Below are 15,234 nucleotides of genomic sequence, written 5' to 3' on the forward strand. Positions count from 1 at the left end.
GCGGGCCGAGGCTCATTCTCCGGCGCGCGCCTCGGCGAGCCGGCCGAGCACCTCCGCGAGCGCGGCGGCATCCGGCACCCGAAACGCGGCGACGCTCTCTCCCCCGCCGACCCGGATGCCGACGTCACCGGCGCCGAGCGATCGCAGCGCGTCCTCATCGGTCACATCGTCGCCCGCGAACACGACGACGTCGGCACCGACCCGCTCGCGGAGGCTGCGCACTGCCGAGTCCTTGCCCTCGTGCCGCGATGCGAACTCGAGGATGTCCTGGCCGGTACGGCGTCGCCACGTCGGGGCTTCCGCGCGGACGAGTTCGTCGATACGCGCCGCGGCGTCGGCCGCGCTCGTCCGATCGGCGAGGCGCGTGTGCAGGCCGAATCCGAATCGCTTGTGCTCGATCCACGCGCCCGCGATGCCCTCGACCATCTGCTCCGCCCGCGCCGTCAGGTCGTCGCGGAGGGCGGCGTCGTCATCGGATTCGGAATCGGCCCGGGCACCCGGATGCCAGAACTCGGCACCGTGCGAACCGGCGAGATGGATCCGCGAATCGGGTTCGCGCTCGGAGATCTCCGCCAGATGCTCGAGCGTTCGGCCCGATACGAGAGCGACGGTCGTCTCGGGTGCCTGCGCGAGCCGCGTGAGCGCTTCGCGTGCCGCGGGCAGCATCCGGGCCGACATGGGCTCGTCGACCAGCGGGGCGAGAGTGCCGTCGAAATCGAGGGCGACGAGGAGATGCCGCGCGCTCGCGGCGCGTTCGACGGCTTCTGCGATGCCGTCGGGCGTCGTGTACGCCACAGCGCTCATGCGCGGTGCTCCGCCTCGGTGGCCGCGGTCGAGATCGCGCGTGCGCCGGCAGCGGAATGGGCCGGGCTGTTGGAGCGAGCCGCTGACGCGAGCGCATCGAGGAATGCTCGCGACCAGTCCTCGACGTCGTGTTCGCGCACGCGTTTGCGCAGAGCGCGCATGCGCCTTCCCTGCTCGGCCGCGGGCATCTCGATCGCCCGCACAATGGCATCCTTCATCCCGTCGATGTCGTGCGGGTTGATACGAACGGCGCTCGCGAGCTCATCGGCGGCCCCGGCGAACTCGCTCAGCACGAGCACGCCCCGGTTGTCGATGCGACTCGCGACATACTCTTTCGCGACCAGGTTCATGCCGTCGCGGAGCGCGGTGACGAGCATGATGTCGGCAGCGAGGTAGAGAGCGACCATCTCTTCGCGCGGGAAGGCCTGGTGCATGTAGCGGATCGCGCTGTGACCCCATGTGTCGTGATCGCCGTTGATACGCGCGACCGTCAGCTCGATCTCGTCCCGCAGCTGCACATACGACTCGACGCGCTCGCGGCTCGGGCTCGCGACCTGCACGAGCGTCGCATCCTCGACCGAGACGCGCCCGTCTTCGATCAGCTCGCCGAACGCCTTCAGCCGGTGCCGGATGCCCTTGGTGTAGTCGAGCCGGTCGACCCCGAGCAGCACCGTCTTCGGGTTGCCGAGGTCTTCGCGGATCTCCGCGGCTCGCGCCTGGATGTCGGGGCGCTGCGCGAGCTCGATGTAATCGTCGGTCGAGATCGAGATCGGAAAGGCCTTCGCGAGAGCCGTACGGTGTCCGCCGCCCTCCGCCGGGACGCGGATGCCGCTCGCCTTCGTCTCGTACCGCAGCTGGCGCCGCACGGCGCGGGCGAAGTTGCCGGCATCGGCGATCCGCTGGAAACCGATCACGTCGGCGCCGAGCAGCCCCTCCAGAACCTGCTTGCGCCACGGAAGCTGCGAGTACAGTCCGTACGCCGGGAACGGGATGTGGTGAAAGTAGCCGATCGTCAGATCGGGCCGCATGTCGCGGAGCATCTTCGGAACCAGCTGAAGCTGGTAGTCCTGCACCCACACGGTGCCGCCGTCCGCCGCGACAGCCGCCGCGGCTTCGGCGAAGCGACGGTTCACACGCTGGTAGGCCTCCCACCAGTTGCGTCGGTACCGTGGCGCGGCGATGACGTCGTGATACAGCGGCCAGATCGTGTCGTTGGAGAAGCCCTCGTAGTAGTCCTCGACGTCAGCGGCGCTGAGAGCGACGGGCACGAGGTGCATACCGTCGAAGTCGAACGGTTCGAACTCGAGGTCGGGCTTGCCCGGCCAGCCGACCCAGGCCCCCTCGGTGCGGCGCATGACGGGCTCGAGGGCCGTGACGAGCCCTCCGGGCGAACGGCGCCATTCCCCGTCCCCACCACCATCCGTGTTCCGGTCAACCGGAAGCCGGTTGGCGACGACGACGAAATCAGCGGTGCTCATGCATGCCTCCAGGCTGCGATCGGCGGTGATCCCAGCGTACCCGCGCGCCCGGCGACCCTCAGGGCCAGCTACGTTTGTGGTATGCGCAAGTACCTCTTCGGCACCGGCCTCTTCTCCGCGATCACCGGCGGCGTCACGCTGCTCCGCTCGGCCCGCAGCGACGAGCCGTTCACGTGGCGCACCGCCCTCGCCTGGCTCAGCTGGGGCATCACGATGGCGCTCGCGATCGGCGCCGTGGTCGACAGCTACCGCGGGGCGCGCGGACGTCTCGTCGCGGACGACTCCAACGTCGACCGCGACAAGCTCTTCGCCGAGCGGGTCAAGCGCAACCGCCGCTGACCGCGACCCGTCGCCGTACCGGGTCAGCGGGTCAGCGGGTCAGAATGAGGGCCTCGCCCTGACCGCCGCCCCCGCACAGGCCTGCTGCGGCCGTGCCCGAGCCGCGGCGCGCGAGCTCATGGGCTAGATGCACGACGAGCCGCGCCCCGGATGCGCCGATGGGGTGGCCGAGAGCGATTCCCCCGCCGTCGATGTTGACGATGTCGGGCGAGACGCCCAGGCGGCGCTCCGAGGCTGCCACGACGGCACCGAACGCCTCGTTGATCTCGATGAGGTCGAGGTCGGATGCCGTCATTCCCTGCTTCACCAGTGCGCGCTCGATCGCGGCGGCCGGCTGCTCGTGGAGTGAGTTGTCGGGTCCAGCCACCTGACCGCTGGCGCCGAGCACGGCCAGAACCGGCCATCCCTCGCGCTCCGCGCGCTCGCGGGTGGTGAGGAGCACCGCGGCTGCGCCGTCGGAGATCTGCGAGGCGTTGCCCGCCGTGATCGAGCCGTCCTTCGCGAAGGCGGGGCGCAGGCCGGCGAGAGTGTCGACGGTCGTGTCGGCGCGGATACCCTCGTCGGTGTCGACGACGACAGGCTCGCCTCGTCGCTGCGGAACGGTCACCGGCGCGATCTCAGCCGCGAAGCGGCCCGCGTCGCGGGCGGCCGCGGCACGCTGGTGCGAGCGCGCGGCCACGGCATCCTGCTCCTGGCGGGTGACGTCGAAGCGCGGGTTCAGACGCTCGGTCGAGGCGCCCATGCTCTCGCGATCGTACGCATCGGTCAGACCGTCGAACGCGGCGTGGTCGAGCACCTCGATCGATCCGTACGACCATCCCGAGCGAGAGCCGGGAAGGAGGTGTGGCGCTCGGCTCATCGACTCCATGCCGCCCGCGACGACCACCTCGGCGTCACCCAGCGCGATCATGCGCGACGCGTCGATGATCGCGGTGAGGCCGGACAAGCAGACCTTGTTGACGCTGGAGGCCGGGACAGCCCACCCGATCCCGCCCGACAGCGCCGCCTGACGAGCCGGGTTCTGCCCGTTTCCGGCGGGGAGCACCTGCCCCATGATGACCGCGTCGACGGCATCCGCGGGAACGCCCGAGGCCGCGAGCGCCGCGGCGATGGCCGCCCCACCGAGCTCGGGCGCGGGAAGAGACGAAAGACTCCCCTGTAAGCGCCCCTGCGGGGTGCGAGAGGCTGCGACGATGACGATCTCGGGCGGGGTCATGCTCCCAGCCTAAGAGCGGACCCGACATCAACGGGCGACGCCGCACGCGCTCGGGGTGACCGCGAGCGCGTGCCCGCTGTGGATCGCTCCGGGGCGATGTCGGAGGTGCGTGACATGATTCGAACATGCATTCGAACGACGGGCTCGGTGGCGGGATGGGCAGCGACGGCGACGTCGCCGCGCTGGCTGCGCTCGTCGCGGATGCCGAGGGCGTTTCGGATGCCGCGCGGGCGGTGCAGATTCGGGAGGTTCGGGTGCTCGCGGCGGCTGGTGCGCTGGCCGAGAAGCAGGCCGCTGGGGCGTCGGAGAATGTCAAGGCGCGAGAGATGGCGCTTCGCGGGATCGCCGCCGAGCTCGCCGGGGTGTTCGTGGCGACCGACCGGACGCTGCAGCGGCGCATCGACGAGGCGCGGGACCTGGTGGAGAACTACCCGGTGACGATGGCGGCGTGGGAGGCCGGACGAATCGTCCGCGGGCACGTGCGGGTCATTCAAGAGGTCGGGTGCCTGGTGCCTTCGGAGGAGCGGGCGGAGTTCGAACGGGTCGCGGTCGAGCGGTGCGAGGGCGAGACCCCGAACCGAGTGCGGGACGCGTTGCGGATGCTGGCTGAGCGGATGCACCCGCGGAGTTTCACGGAGCGGCACGAGGAGGCCGCGGCGGGGCGGTGCGTCCGGGTGCAGGCAGGCGCGGATGGGATGTCGGATCTCATCGCGACCCTGCCGACGGTGATCGCGGATGGGATTGTCGACCGGCTGACGCGACAGGCCCGGGAGATCATCAACGTGCGGCATCAGGCCGATGCGGCGTCCGGTGGCACTGGCGCTGGCGCTGGCGCTGGCGCTCGAGCCGACGCGGCGTCCGGTGGCGCTGGCGCTCGAGCCGACGCGCGTGGCGCGCGAGCCGACGCCAACGGTGGCGGCCGCGATGCCGATGCGACGATTTGCGACGGGTCGTCGTTCGTCGACGATGCGCGAAGCATCGATCAGGTCCGCGCCGACGTGCTCAGCGACCTCCTCCTCGCCGGCACACCCGCCCTCGACCCCACCGCGACCGGCGACGGCGACGGAACCCTCGGAGCCATCCGGGCACACGTGCAGGTCGCGGTCTCCGCGCTCACCCTCATGGGGCAAGACGACGGGCCCGCGGATCTCGCTGGCCGCTCCCCCATCGACGCCGCAACCGCACGGGAGCTGGCGGGCAACGCCACCTCGTGGGACCGGCTCCTCACCCACCCCGTCACCGGAACCGTCCTCGAATGCGACACCTACCGGCCCACGAGCGCGATGGTCCGGCTGCTGCGGGCACGTGACCGGCACTGCCGGTTCCCCGGATGCCGGCAACCCGCGATCCGATGCGAGCTCGACCACACCGTCGCCGCCTCAGCCGGCGGCCCAACGCACGTGTGCAACCTCGCCAACCTCTGCAAACGACACCACGACGTCAAACACCACACCCGCTGGCGAGTCCGACAACTCCCCGGCGGAAGGCTCGTCTGGACCTCACCCACCGGACGGGTCTACCGGGAAGACGCACCACCACCACTGGTGGCATTCGCGATCGCTGCGCCACCCGGCGGTGACAGACCGCATTCCTTCGTGAACGCGACGCCGACCGAGTTGGGCACTGCCGTGCGGGCCGTCACTGCCGTGCGGGCCGTCAGCGGCGCCCCGCCGTTCTGAGGCGCTCGATCGCATCCTGAAGGCAACACACGAAGGCCCCGCAACTGGCGAGAGTTGCGGGGCCTTCGTGCTGGTGCACCCCCTGGGACTCGAACCCAGAACCCACTGATTAAGAGTCAGTTGCTCTGCCGATTGAGCTAGAGGTGCAGGCTGTTCGCAGTGAAGCGAACCGAGGAGAAACGTTACCCCACTTCGCGTCATCGCGCCAATCGAGGGCTCCGGCGCGTCGTATCCTGGAGCCGTGACCCCCACCACACCGGATCCGACAGCGCCGTTCGCAGGCGCCCTGGCCGACGACCTGGCTCTCGCGCTCCGCCTGGCCGATGCCGCCGACGCGGTGAGCATGGCCAGGTTCGACGCGGCCGACCTCGACGTGCAGCTGAAGGCGGATGCGTCGCACGTGACCGAGGCCGACCTCGCCACAGAACGCGCGATCCGCGAGCTCCTGGGCGCGGAGCGACCCGACGACAGCGTGCTGGGTGAGGAGTACGGCGCCACCGGAGACGCGCGTCGCCAGTGGATCATCGACCCCATCGACGGCACCGCGAACTACCTCAAGGGCATCCCGATGTGGGCGACCCTGATCGCGCTGGCTGTGGACGGCGTGCCGCGGGTCGGTGTCGTCAGCCAGCCGGCGATCGGCCGCCGGTGGTGGGCCGCGACCGGACACGGCGCATGGACGAACGTCCCGGGCGACACGACCCCCCGGCGCATCGCGGTGTCGCCGATCGACGACCTCGCGCAGTCGAGCATCAGCTTCCAGAGCATCCATCAGTGGGACGAGGTCGGTCGCGGCGAGCAGCTGCTCGCTCTGTCGCGGCGCGTCTGGCGTGACCGCGGCTACGGTGACGCGTGGCCGTACATGCTCCTGGCGGAAGGGCGACTGGAGTTCGTAGCGGAGTTCGGCGTGAAAGAATACGACCTGGCCGCGCACGTCCCGATCGTGAGCGAGGCGGGCGGACGCTTCACCGACATCGACGGGGCCGAAACCCTGTCGACCCGCTCATCTCTCGCCACCAACGGCGTCCTCCACGACACCTTCCTCGAACTGCTCTCTCGCAAGGACGGCGACGCATGACCCGGCGGCACACACCCCTGGCCCTTGCGACCGGCTCGGCGATGATCCTGATGCTGCTCGCCGGGTGCTCCGCCCCCGAACCCGCCGAGACCGCTCCGCCCGAAGCCGTACCATCGTCGCCCGTCGCGACGCCCGAGGCCACCGCTTCCGAGCCCGCCCTGCCCGATCCGACCTGCGAGAACATCATCCGAGAGGCGAGCCTCGAAGAACTGCAGTCGCAGGGCTGGGAGTATCAGCAGGGGCCGTTCATGATCGGCGAGATGCAGATCGACGCGGGCGTCTCGTGCACCTGGACCAACGCTGCCGAGCCCGGCGGCAACATCCTCCAGTTCGGATGGGCGCCGCTCACCGCCGCCGAGACGACGGATGCCGAGCGCACCCTCGAGTCTCAGGGGTGGATCCGCGAAGAGGGCGACGGCGGGGTCTACCTGACCGAAGACCCGTCCTTCGCGCTCAACATCGACGCCGACGGTTACGGCGTCACCTACTTCTTCGGTGACGGCTATGCTCAGGTCGCCGACGTGAAGCAGGGCCTCGTCGTCATCGAGCGACGTTGATGAACGAGCTCGAAGCCGTCGGCGTAGCCGACGACCTGGCCGGCCGTATCCGCGACGCCGAGCGCGACCTGCTCACGAGTGCCGTCCGCCAGGACGCGCGACGCCTGCGACAGCTCATCCACCCGGACTTCACCGAGATCGGTCGATCCGGTCGCCTGTGGACGCGGTCCGATCTCCTCGTCGAACTCGTCGAGGAAGCGACCCGAGACACTCCGCAGACGGACGAGTGGGTCATCCAGCGCCTCGACGTCGACACGGTGCTCGTCACGTATCGTCTCATCGCCGGCACGCGGATCAGCCGGCATTCGTCCGTCTGGGCCACGTCGGGTGACACCCTGGCGCTGCGCTTCCATCAAGGCACCGAACAGTCATCGGCCGACGCACGTCCGTAGGCGTCGTCTCCATAGAGTCTGCGCGGCGCGAGGTCAAGGACCTGCGCCGAAGCCCGGTGCGCGTCACAATCGAGACATGCCTGCACTTGCGATCATCCTCATCATCATCGGCATCGCGTTGCTGTTCACGGGAATCTTCGTCGAAGCGGTGAAGTTCCTGCTGTTCGTTGGCATCGCGCTCATCCTCATCGCGGTCATCGCCTGGCTCATGCGCTCGATTCGCAACAAGACCTGATCACCCGAACGGCGAAGGCCCCCGCCCAGCTGAGGGCGGGGGCCTTCGCCGTACCTTCCGCTGAGCTCCGCCCCTCTGGGCACGGACTCCAGAAGCTGGAAAGCCGGCACCCGCCCATGCGGATGGCGATGGCGAATCGGAGTCGCAGCAATCCGACCCTCGCGCTGCTCCGAAAGGAGACACGTGCGCCGGGTGCATTTGGGGGGGTACGCGGTGCGCGTGCCCCGCCTGATTCGGGTCAGGACGGGGCAACCTCAGCCCGGGAACGCCGAAGCCCCCGGATCTCCTGAGGTCAGGGATGCGGGGGCTTCGTGCTGTGACAGCGGCAGTGGTGGAGATGGGGGGAATCGAACCCCCGTCCATCGCTGAGATACGGCGTCTTCTCCGGGCGCAGTCTGTAGAGGCGTTCTGCTCGGCCCCGACTTTCAGTACAGACACATAAGTCGACGGGCCCAGTCCGGGAAGAGTCCCGCGTGACGTCCGGACGCCGTCACGCAGCAAGATCCCTAGATGACGCCAGGGTCCGTGGCGGGATCACACACGGTCTGACGGACTATCGGGCTCGCTTATGCAGCGAGGGCGAAGTCAGTGCGCTTGGATTCGGCACTTATTGGTTTGCAGAGATCGTTAACGAGATAACCCTGCATCCTCGGCCCGCTTCTCGCCGACACACAGGCGATGTCGAAACCGATCATCCCCATGAGCCTTCGGACGAAGGGCCGCTGTCACACTGTGGAGTTACCAAACCGGATGCCGCAGCACCCGAGCACTACAGACTACAACCGATCGGCATCCTGCGCCATTCCCGACCACCGCGCCTAGAGTCAGACCATGGCAGACATCCTCATCTCCGTCCGCGGCGAGGCCGAGCGGCGCGTCTCGCCCGAGGTCGCGATCGTCTCGGCCGCCGCCTCCGCCGATGGTCCCGAGCGAACCGCCGTCGTCGCCCGGGCCACCGCGACGATCGCACCGCTGCGCACCCGCCTCGAAGAGCTCACTCGGGCCGGGGTGGTCTCGAACTGGTCGAGCGGGTCGGTGTCGACCTGGTCGGACCGGCCGTGGACCCCCGCAGGGAACCAGCTCGCGCCGGTGCACCACGCCACGATCGACCTCCTGGCCACCTTCGATGACTTCGTGGCGTTGGCCGAATGGGTAGCGCTGCTCTCGGACGACGCGGGGATGCGCGTCTCGAACGTCGAATGGCAGCTCTCCCCCGCCACGCGAGCGACGATCGAACGCGAGGTCGCCACCTCGGCAGTCGGCGTCGCTGTGGCGCGGGCATCCGCCTATGCGACCGCGCTCGGGCACGGAGCCGTCGAGCCCGTCGAGATCGCCGACGTCGGCCTGCTCAGCGGCGCCGACACCCCGCCCGCAGCCCCGATGTTCGCGCGCGCCGCCACGATGTCGGCCGATGCGTCATCCGGAGGCGTCGAGCTCCGCCCGGCGGAGATCGTCGTGACGGCCGCGGTGGAGGCCCGTTTCCGGGCTCGATGACGAGGCCAGGCCGAACCGCACGGCGGTCAGCCTCGGGCCATCGCGGATGCCGTCACTCCCCGAGGCGGTTACGGGTGCGCATGGCGCGCTCGGCCTCGCGCTTGTCCTCGCGTTCGCGGATGGTCTGGCGCTTCTCGAACTCGCGCTTTCCCTTCGCGACGGCGATCTCGACCTTCGCGCGGCCGTCCGAGAAGTACAGTCGCAGCGGCACGAGCGTGTAGCCCCCCGCGCTGACAGCATGGGAGAGCTTGACGATCTCCTCCTTGTGCAGCAGGAGCTTGCGCGTCCGCTTGGCCGCGTGGTTCGTCCAGTGGCCCTGCGAGTACTCGGGGATGTGCACGGCGTCCAGGTAGGCCTGACCGTTGTCGATGTAGGCGTAGCCATCGGTGAGGTTGGCCCGGCCCTGCCGCAGCGACTTCACTTCGGTGCCGGTCAGCACGAGACCGGCCTCGTACGTCTTCTCGATGGCGTAGTCGTGACGGGCGCGCTTGTTGCTCGCGACGAGCTTCTCGCCCTGTTCCTTCGGCATGACGCGCCTCCTTCCTGGTGCACTGGCGCAGCCCTACAGTCTAAGGGCACGCCGGCCGGGTGCTCGACCCGACCGCGACCTGATGTCAGGCGCGCAACCACCGCCGGATGGCGAATCCGGCCGAGACGGCCGCCAGCACGACACCGATCACGATGACCGCGGGCACGACCAACGCGACGTCCCCCAGGTTCACCCAGCTCGTGACGAAGTCGATCTGCGACGACAGATAGTCGCCGACGCCGACCTGAACCATCGCGATGATCGCGACGCTCGCGAGCGCCGATCCGATGAGCGCCGCGAACACGCCCTCGAGGATGAACGGTGTCTGGATGAAACGGTTGGAGGCTCCGACGAGGCGCATGATGCCGAGCTCTCTCCGACGCGCGTATGCCGACAGCCGAATGGTCGTCGCGATGAGGAGCACTGCGGCGATCAGCATCAAGCCGGCGATGCCCACCGCGATGTATGTGGCAACGGTGAGCGCCGAGAACAACGGGTCGAGGTACTGCAGCTGGTTCGCGACCTCCTCGACCCCGTCGAAGTCCTTGAACGCCTCGCTGATGACATCGCTCTGCGACGGGTCGGCGAGATTGACCCAGTAGGTGTTGTTCAGCTGCTCTGGGCTGACGAACTCGGCGTAATCCTGTCCCATGAGGGAGAGGACGTTGTCGTACGCCTCCTGACTTGTCTCGAAGCGGACGTCACGCACGACGCTCTGCAGCGCGGGCGATTCCAAACGCTCGGCGACGGCGGCGATCTGCTCGTCGGTCGCGGCGCCATCGGCGCAGTTCTGCACCGTGGCGTCCTCGCGGCACATGTAGACCGCGACCTGCGCCCGCTCGGACCAGTAGTCCTTCGTCTTGCTGATCTGCATCTGCATGAGCATCGCCGCGCCCACGAACGTGAGCGAGACGAAGGTGACGAGCACGACGGAGATGACCATCGACGCGTTGCGGCGCAGACCGGTCAGGGCCTCGCCGAGAATCAGGCCGACTCTCATGACGTGGGCCCCACTTCGTCGCTGCGGTCATCGCGATCGCCGAGCCCGAGTTTCTTGGCGACGTCGGGCAGCCCGAGGCCGGCGAGGTCGATGTCGGGGGCGACGATGGGGATGGCCCGCGTCTCCCCCACCGGTGGCGGCGGCTCGGCGGGCGCCTCGGGCTCGTCGGGAACGGGAACGTGCGCGGTCGGCGGCGTCTCGGCGATCTCGCGTTGCAGTTCGAGGACCGCTGTGAGCGCGGCGACGGCGGCGGCGCCGCGGACCGGTTCGGGGGCCAGGCTCGGGAGAGCCGACGTGTCGCCGTAACCGCCGCCGACCTCGTCACGGACCATCACGCCACCGCTCAGCTCGATCACGCGGCGCTGCATCTGGTCGACGAAGCCGGCCTCGTGGGTGGCCATCACGACCGTCGTGCCGTTGGCGTTGATCCGCGCGAGCAACTGCATGATGTCGACGGATGTCGCCGGGTCGAGGTTTCCCGTCGGCTCGTCGGCCAGCAGCACCTGCGGACGGTTGACGATCGCGCGCGCGATGGCGACGCGCTGCTGCTCACCGCCCGACAGCTCGTGCGGGAGTCGCTTCTCCTTGCCCGCGAGGCCGACGAGTGCGAGCGCCTCGGGGACCGCCTGGGAGATGAAGGCGCGCGACGACCCGATCACCTGCAGGGTGAACGCGACGTTCTGGAAGACGGTCTTGTTCGGCAACAGCCGGAAGTCCTGGAAGACGGCGCCGATGTGGCGACGGAAGTAGGGCACCTTGCGCGTCGAGAGACCGCGGAGGTCGCGGCCGAGCACGACGACACGCCCCTCGGAAGCGACATCCTCGCGCAGGATCATCCGCAGGCACGACGACTTGCCCGATCCGGAAGCGCCGACGAGGAAGACGAACTCGCCGCGCTGGATCTCGAAGTCGACGTCGCTGAGCGCGGGCTTCGAGGTGCCGCGATACCGCTTGCTGACGTGTTCGAACCGGATCATGACTCGATGAGCCTAAGCGGCTCCCCCGCGCAACCACGCCGCGACACCCGCGCGCCGCGGCATCCGCGCCTCAGCACTCGATCAGGCGTCGTCGTCCTTGCGCTTGCGCCACCGGATGCCCGCAGCGATGAACCCGTCGAGATCGCCGTCGAAGACGGTCGAGGGGTTGCCGACCTCGTGGCCGGTGCGCAGATCCTTTACGAGCTGCTGGCCGTAGAGGAAGTAGGAGCGCATCTGATCGCCCCAGCTTGCGGTGATGGTGCCCGCCAGCTCCTTCTTCTTCGCAGCCTCTTCCTCGCGCTGCAGGAGCATGAGTCGGGTCTGCAGGACGCGCATGGCCGCGGCACGGTTCTGGATCTGCGACTTCTCGTTCTGCATCGACACGACGATGCCGGTGGGGATGTGCGTGATGCGCACAGCCGAGTCGGTGGTGTTGACCGACTGCCCGCCGGGGCCCGACGATCGGAATACGTCGACGCGGATGTCGTTCTCGGGGACGTCGACCTCGACGGCCTCCTCCATCACCGGGATCACCTCGACGGCGGCGAAGCTCGTCTGGCGCTTGTCAGCCGACCCGAAGGGGCTGATGCGCGCGAGGCGGTGCGTTCCGGCCTCGACCGACAGCGTGCCGTATGCGTAGGGGGCGTCGACCTCGAACGTGGCCGACTTGATGCCTGCGCCCTCGGCGTACGACGTGTCCATGACCTTCACGGGGTACTTGTGGCGCTCGGCCCAGCGCAGGTACATGCGCAGCAGCATGTCGGCGAAATCGGTGGCGTCGTCGCCACCCGCGCCCGAGCGGATCGTCACGACGGCCGCGCGGTCGTCGTATTCGCCGTCCAGGAGCGTCTGCACCTCGAGTTGACCGATGACCTCTTCGAGCTGCTTGAGCTCCTTGCGCGCCTCTTCGGCCGACTCCTCGTCGTCCATCTCGATCGCGAGCTCCACGAGCACGTCGAGGTCGTCGAGTCGGCGCTCGACCTCGGTGACGCGCTTGAGTTCGGCCTGGCGGTGACTGAGCGCGCTGGTGACCTTCTGCGCCTTCTCGACGTCATCCCAGAGATCCGGCGCGCCGGCCTCCTCGGAGAGGCGGGCGATCTCGGCCCGAAGAGCCTCGACGTCGACCACCGCCTGGATGTCGGCGAACGTGGAGCGCAGGGCCTGGATGTCGGCGGAGATATCGAATTCGAGCATGGCACTCCAGAGTATCGTGGAAGCAATGGGAGCCAGCGACGAGAACGAACCGATCCGCCGCGTTCTCTGGCGCCTCGCCCCGATGATCTACGGACCGACGACCCTGTTCGGGCTCGGTGAAGGCGCCGTCATCCCCCTCATCCCGGTCATCGCCACCGAACTGGGCGCTGACGTCGCCACCTCGGCACTCGTCGCCGCCGCACTCGTGGTGGGCCAGCTGTGCGGCAATCTGCCCGCTGGGTGGGCCGTGGCCCGCATCGGCGAGCGGGCGACCATGATCATCGCGGGGCTGCTCGCGCTCGTCGGTGTCGCTGCGATGGCCTTCGCTCCCGTGCTGGGGGTGTTCGCGGCATCCGTCTTCGTCATCGGCATCTGCGCGGCGGCCTTCGGCGTCGCCCGTCACGCGTTCATGACCACTCGGGTGCCCCTCACCTTCCGCGCTCGGGCGCTGTCGCTGCTCGGCGGCAGCTTCCGCCTCGGCATGTTCGTCGGGCCTTTCATCGCCGCTGCGCTCCTGTGGGCGTTCGGCGACGAGCACGCCACGATCTGGTTCTTCGGGGTGTGCCTCGTCGCGATGATCGCTCTGGTCGCCTTCGGACCCGAACCCGAGAAGCGGCTGGGTCCGCCGCCCGCCATCGCACGGACCGTCGAGGGCGAAGCGATCACGACGGCGCCTGTCCGGACGCGCCGCGCCCCCGGCACCGGCGTCGTCCGCACCGCCTGGCGCAACCGCGACGTGCTGGCGCGCCTCGGTGTCGCGGCGGCGTCGCTGTCGGCGCTGCGGTCCACGCGTCAGGTCCTGCTCCCCTTGTGGGGCGTGGCGATCGGGCTGGACGGCTCGACGATCGCACTGGTCGTCGGCGTCTCGGGTGCGATCGACTTCGCGCTGTTCTACGCCAGCGGCCAGGTCATGGACCGCTTCGGTCGCCTGTGGGCGGCCCTCCCCGCGATGCTCCTCATGAGTGCGGGCCTCATCGCCCTCGCGCTCACCGCGGCCAGCGCGCAGCCCGAGCTCTGGTTCGCCCTCTTCGCCGCCGTGCTGGGGGTCGGGAACGGACTTTCGAGCGGCATCCTCCTCACGCTCGGCGCGGATGTGGCGCCGACGGCGAACCCGGCGCCGTTCCTCGGTTCCTGGCGCACGCTCACGGATGCGGGCGGTGCCGCCGCCCCGCTGCTGGTCTCCGGGATCACCGCCGTCGCCTCGTTGCCGGCCGCCGCCGCCGTCATGGGGGCGTTCGGTCTCGTCGGCGCTCTGGGGTTCATCCGGTGGGTCCCCCGTTTCGTCCCGCGCACCCGGATCAACCGTGATCCCGAGGGCCCGGACGGCGGCCCCGACGACCGTGACGACCCCGCGTAGCATGCTCGTCGTGCGCCGATTCGCGGCCGCCGGCTCGGCCATCCTGGTCGCCGGCGTCCTGTCCGGCTGCGCCGTCGGCATCCCCGGGCACGGGGATGCGAAGGGGGCGGTCGCCGAGTCCGCGCGCGCCGTCGACGTCATACTGCCGCCGGTCGGCGGAAAGCCGGACTACCAGCTGGGCGGAGAGTACCCGCCCGGCGAGGACGTGGAGATCGTCGGCCGCGACCGCACAGCGGAGCCCGCACCGGACCGTTACTCGATCTGCTACGTGAACGGGTTCCAGACGCAGCCGGCAGAACGCGACCTGTGGGATGACGATCTGCTCGTGACAGTCGACGGCGAGCCCCTCATCGATCCGGACTGGCCCGACGAGGTGCTGATCGATTCATCGACGGCCGACAAACGCGAGCGCATCCTCGCCCTGGTCTCCCCCTGGATCCGCGGCTGCGCCGAGTCCGGGTTCGACGCGGTCGAGTTCGACAACCTCGATTCCTTCACGCGCTCCGAGGGCATGCTCGACATCGACGGCAATCTGGCGCTCGCCGCCGCCTACGTCGACGTAGCCCACGACGCGGGTCTCGCCGCAGGTCAGAAGAATGCGGCGGAGTTCGCTCGGCAGCTCCGCGACGAGGCGGGCTTCGACTTCGCCGTCGTCGAGGAATGCGCCGCCTACCTCGAGTGCTCCCGCTACACCGAGGTCTATGGCGAGGCCGTCGTCGACATCGAGTACACCGACAATCTTCCACGCACCTGGGACGAGATGTGCGCCGATCCGGAGACCCCGCCTTCCGTCGTGCTGCGCGACAGGGACCTGACCGTGCGAGGTTATCCTGAGCATGTAGCGATGCATTGCTGAGGCGAATCTTGGTCTGAACGTCGTTCATGGCGCAACCCGTTTCACGCCG

At 69.2% G+C, this 15,234-nt stretch carries 16 protein-coding genes, 1 tRNA gene and 1 other RNA gene; 9 read left to right on the forward strand and 9 right to left on the reverse strand.

Features of this window, described 5'->3' with window-relative positions; all coding sequences use genetic code 11:
- Positions 1 to 12 precede the first annotated feature (12 nt).
- Positions 13 to 804, reverse strand: a complete 792-nt coding sequence (gene otsB / locus MTS1_RS02395) for a trehalose-phosphatase (protein WP_023951080.1) — start codon at positions 802 to 804, stop codon at positions 13 to 15.
- Positions 801 to 2,282, reverse strand: a complete 1,482-nt coding sequence (locus MTS1_RS02400) for a trehalose-6-phosphate synthase (protein WP_023951082.1) — start codon at positions 2,280 to 2,282, stop codon at positions 801 to 803. The genes otsB and MTS1_RS02400 overlap by 4 nt, the downstream gene beginning before the upstream one ends.
- Before the next feature lie 81 nt (positions 2,283 to 2,363).
- Between MTS1_RS02400 and MTS1_RS02405 the strand changes: the two genes are divergently transcribed.
- Positions 2,364 to 2,621: a hypothetical protein gene (locus MTS1_RS02405; protein WP_023951084.1), complete on the forward strand. Its 258-nt coding sequence runs from the start codon at positions 2,364 to 2,366 to the stop codon at positions 2,619 to 2,621.
- 31 nt (positions 2,622 to 2,652) lie between these two features.
- On the opposite strand, the gene MTS1_RS02410 is transcribed toward MTS1_RS02405, so the two are convergent.
- On the reverse strand, positions 2,653 to 3,837 hold the full coding sequence (locus MTS1_RS02410; protein ID WP_023951086.1) for an acetyl-CoA C-acyltransferase: 1,185 nt from the start codon (positions 3,835 to 3,837) through the stop codon (positions 2,653 to 2,655).
- 125 nt (positions 3,838 to 3,962) lie between these two features.
- On the opposite strand from MTS1_RS02410, the gene MTS1_RS02415 reads away from it, so the two are divergent.
- Complete coding sequence (locus MTS1_RS02415) at positions 3,963 to 5,516, forward strand: HNH endonuclease signature motif containing protein (RefSeq protein ID WP_023951088.1); 1,554 nt, start codon at positions 3,963 to 3,965, stop codon at positions 5,514 to 5,516.
- A 71-nt stretch (positions 5,517 to 5,587) separates the two neighbouring features.
- Here the strand turns inward: MTS1_RS02415 and MTS1_RS02420 are convergent.
- A tRNA-Lys gene (locus MTS1_RS02420) sits at positions 5,588 to 5,663 on the reverse strand.
- 94 nt (positions 5,664 to 5,757) lie between these two features.
- Here MTS1_RS02420 and MTS1_RS02425 point away from each other — a divergent pair.
- The 4 genes from MTS1_RS02425 (at position 5,758) to MTS1_RS16670 (ending at position 7,778) form a co-directional block, all read left to right on the forward strand.
- Positions 5,758 to 6,594: an inositol monophosphatase family protein gene (locus MTS1_RS02425; protein WP_023951090.1), complete on the forward strand. Its 837-nt coding sequence runs from the start codon at positions 5,758 to 5,760 to the stop codon at positions 6,592 to 6,594.
- Complete coding sequence (locus MTS1_RS02430) at positions 6,591 to 7,151, forward strand: hypothetical protein (protein ID WP_023951092.1); 561 nt, start codon at positions 6,591 to 6,593, stop codon at positions 7,149 to 7,151. Before MTS1_RS02425 ends, MTS1_RS02430 begins: the two co-directional genes overlap by 4 nt.
- Positions 7,151 to 7,543, forward strand: a complete 393-nt coding sequence (locus MTS1_RS02435) for a DUF4440 domain-containing protein (protein WP_023951094.1) — start codon at positions 7,151 to 7,153, stop codon at positions 7,541 to 7,543. Before MTS1_RS02430 ends, MTS1_RS02435 begins: the two co-directional genes overlap by 1 nt.
- A gap of 76 nt (positions 7,544 to 7,619) precedes the next feature.
- Positions 7,620 to 7,778 carry a hypothetical protein gene (locus tag MTS1_RS16670; protein ID WP_023951097.1) on the forward strand — a complete coding sequence of 53 codons (159 nt, stop codon included), beginning with the start codon at positions 7,620 to 7,622 and terminating at the stop codon, positions 7,776 to 7,778.
- Between the two features lie 329 nt (positions 7,779 to 8,107).
- On the opposite strand, the gene ssrA is transcribed toward MTS1_RS16670, so the two are convergent.
- Positions 8,108 to 8,477, reverse strand: a transfer-messenger RNA (tmRNA) gene (gene ssrA / locus MTS1_RS16235).
- Positions 8,478 to 8,609: 132 nt separating this feature from the next.
- Between ssrA and MTS1_RS02440 the strand changes: the two genes are divergently transcribed.
- On the forward strand, positions 8,610 to 9,272 hold the full coding sequence (locus MTS1_RS02440) for an SIMPL domain-containing protein (RefSeq protein ID WP_023951099.1): 663 nt from the start codon (positions 8,610 to 8,612) through the stop codon (positions 9,270 to 9,272).
- A 52-nt stretch (positions 9,273 to 9,324) separates the two neighbouring features.
- Here the strand turns inward: MTS1_RS02440 and smpB are convergent, their stop codons facing one another.
- The 4 genes from smpB to prfB form a co-directional block, all read right to left on the reverse strand.
- Positions 9,325 to 9,801: an SsrA-binding protein SmpB gene (smpB, locus tag MTS1_RS02445; protein WP_023951101.1), complete on the reverse strand. Its 477-nt coding sequence runs from the start codon at positions 9,799 to 9,801 to the stop codon at positions 9,325 to 9,327.
- A gap of 85 nt (positions 9,802 to 9,886) precedes the next feature.
- Positions 9,887 to 10,801, reverse strand: coding sequence for a permease-like cell division protein FtsX (gene ftsX / locus MTS1_RS02450; protein WP_023951103.1), 915 nt, complete (start codon positions 10,799 to 10,801; stop codon positions 9,887 to 9,889).
- The gene (gene ftsE, locus MTS1_RS02455; RefSeq protein ID WP_023951105.1) at positions 10,798 to 11,778 is read right to left on the reverse strand and encodes a cell division ATP-binding protein FtsE; all 981 of its coding nucleotides are present in this window, start codon (positions 11,776 to 11,778) and stop codon (positions 10,798 to 10,800) included. Before ftsE ends, ftsX begins: the two co-directional genes overlap by 4 nt.
- An 81-nt stretch (positions 11,779 to 11,859) precedes the next feature.
- Entirely contained in the window at positions 11,860 to 12,972 is a 1,113-nt protein-coding gene (gene prfB / locus MTS1_RS02460; RefSeq protein WP_023951108.1) for a peptide chain release factor 2, read from the reverse strand.
- A gap of 25 nt (positions 12,973 to 12,997) precedes the next feature.
- On the opposite strand from prfB, the gene MTS1_RS02465 reads away from it, so the two are divergent.
- Together MTS1_RS02465 and MTS1_RS02470 are read left to right on the forward strand one after the other, a co-directional pair.
- Positions 12,998 to 14,329, forward strand: coding sequence for an MFS transporter (locus tag MTS1_RS02465; RefSeq protein WP_052007558.1), 1,332 nt, complete (start codon positions 12,998 to 13,000; stop codon positions 14,327 to 14,329).
- Between the two features lies 1 nt (position 14,330).
- Entirely contained in the window at positions 14,331 to 15,185 is an 855-nt protein-coding gene (locus MTS1_RS02470) for an endo alpha-1,4 polygalactosaminidase (protein WP_023951110.1), read from the forward strand.
- Positions 15,186 to 15,234: the final 49 nt, after the last annotated feature.

Origin of the sequence: Microbacterium sp. TS-1 (assembly GCF_000509385.1) — a bacterium.
Taxonomy (GTDB): Bacteria; Actinomycetota; Actinomycetes; order Actinomycetales; family Microbacteriaceae; genus Microbacterium; species Microbacterium arborescens.

What these genes read in the sequence shown, in the direction of transcription:
- otsB (WP_023951080.1), bottom strand. Translation starts at nt 804, where the DNA reads ATGAGCGCTGTGGCGTACACGACGCCCGACGGCATCGCAGAAGCCGTC.
- MTS1_RS02400 (WP_023951082.1), bottom strand. Translation starts at nt 2,282, where the DNA reads ATGAGCACCGCTGATTTCGTCGTCGTCGCCAACCGGCTTCCGGTTGAC.
- MTS1_RS02405 (WP_023951084.1), top strand. Translation starts at nt 2,364, where the DNA reads ATGCGCAAGTACCTCTTCGGCACCGGCCTCTTCTCCGCGATCACCGGC.
- MTS1_RS02410 (WP_023951086.1), bottom strand. Translation starts at nt 3,837, where the DNA reads ATGACCCCGCCCGAGATCGTCATCGTCGCAGCCTCTCGCACCCCGCAG.
- MTS1_RS02415 (WP_023951088.1), top strand. Translation starts at nt 3,963, where the DNA reads ATGCATTCGAACGACGGGCTCGGTGGCGGGATGGGCAGCGACGGCGAC.
- MTS1_RS02430 (WP_023951092.1), top strand. Translation starts at nt 6,591, where the DNA reads ATGACCCGGCGGCACACACCCCTGGCCCTTGCGACCGGCTCGGCGATG.
- MTS1_RS02435 (WP_023951094.1), top strand. Translation starts at nt 7,151, where the DNA reads ATGAACGAGCTCGAAGCCGTCGGCGTAGCCGACGACCTGGCCGGCCGT.
- MTS1_RS16670 (WP_023951097.1), top strand. Translation starts at nt 7,620, where the DNA reads ATGCCTGCACTTGCGATCATCCTCATCATCATCGGCATCGCGTTGCTG.
- MTS1_RS02440 (WP_023951099.1), top strand. Translation starts at nt 8,610, where the DNA reads ATGGCAGACATCCTCATCTCCGTCCGCGGCGAGGCCGAGCGGCGCGTC.
- smpB (WP_023951101.1), bottom strand. Translation starts at nt 9,801, where the DNA reads ATGCCGAAGGAACAGGGCGAGAAGCTCGTCGCGAGCAACAAGCGCGCC.
- ftsX (WP_023951103.1), bottom strand. Translation starts at nt 10,801, where the DNA reads ATGAGAGTCGGCCTGATTCTCGGCGAGGCCCTGACCGGTCTGCGCCGC.
- ftsE (WP_023951105.1), bottom strand. Translation starts at nt 11,778, where the DNA reads ATGATCCGGTTCGAACACGTCAGCAAGCGGTATCGCGGCACCTCGAAG.
- prfB (WP_023951108.1), bottom strand. Translation starts at nt 12,972, where the DNA reads ATGCTCGAATTCGATATCTCCGCCGACATCCAGGCCCTGCGCTCCACG.
- MTS1_RS02465 (WP_052007558.1), top strand. Translation starts at nt 12,998, where the DNA reads ATGGGAGCCAGCGACGAGAACGAACCGATCCGCCGCGTTCTCTGGCGC.
- MTS1_RS02470 (WP_023951110.1), top strand. Translation starts at nt 14,331, where the DNA reads ATGCTCGTCGTGCGCCGATTCGCGGCCGCCGGCTCGGCCATCCTGGTC.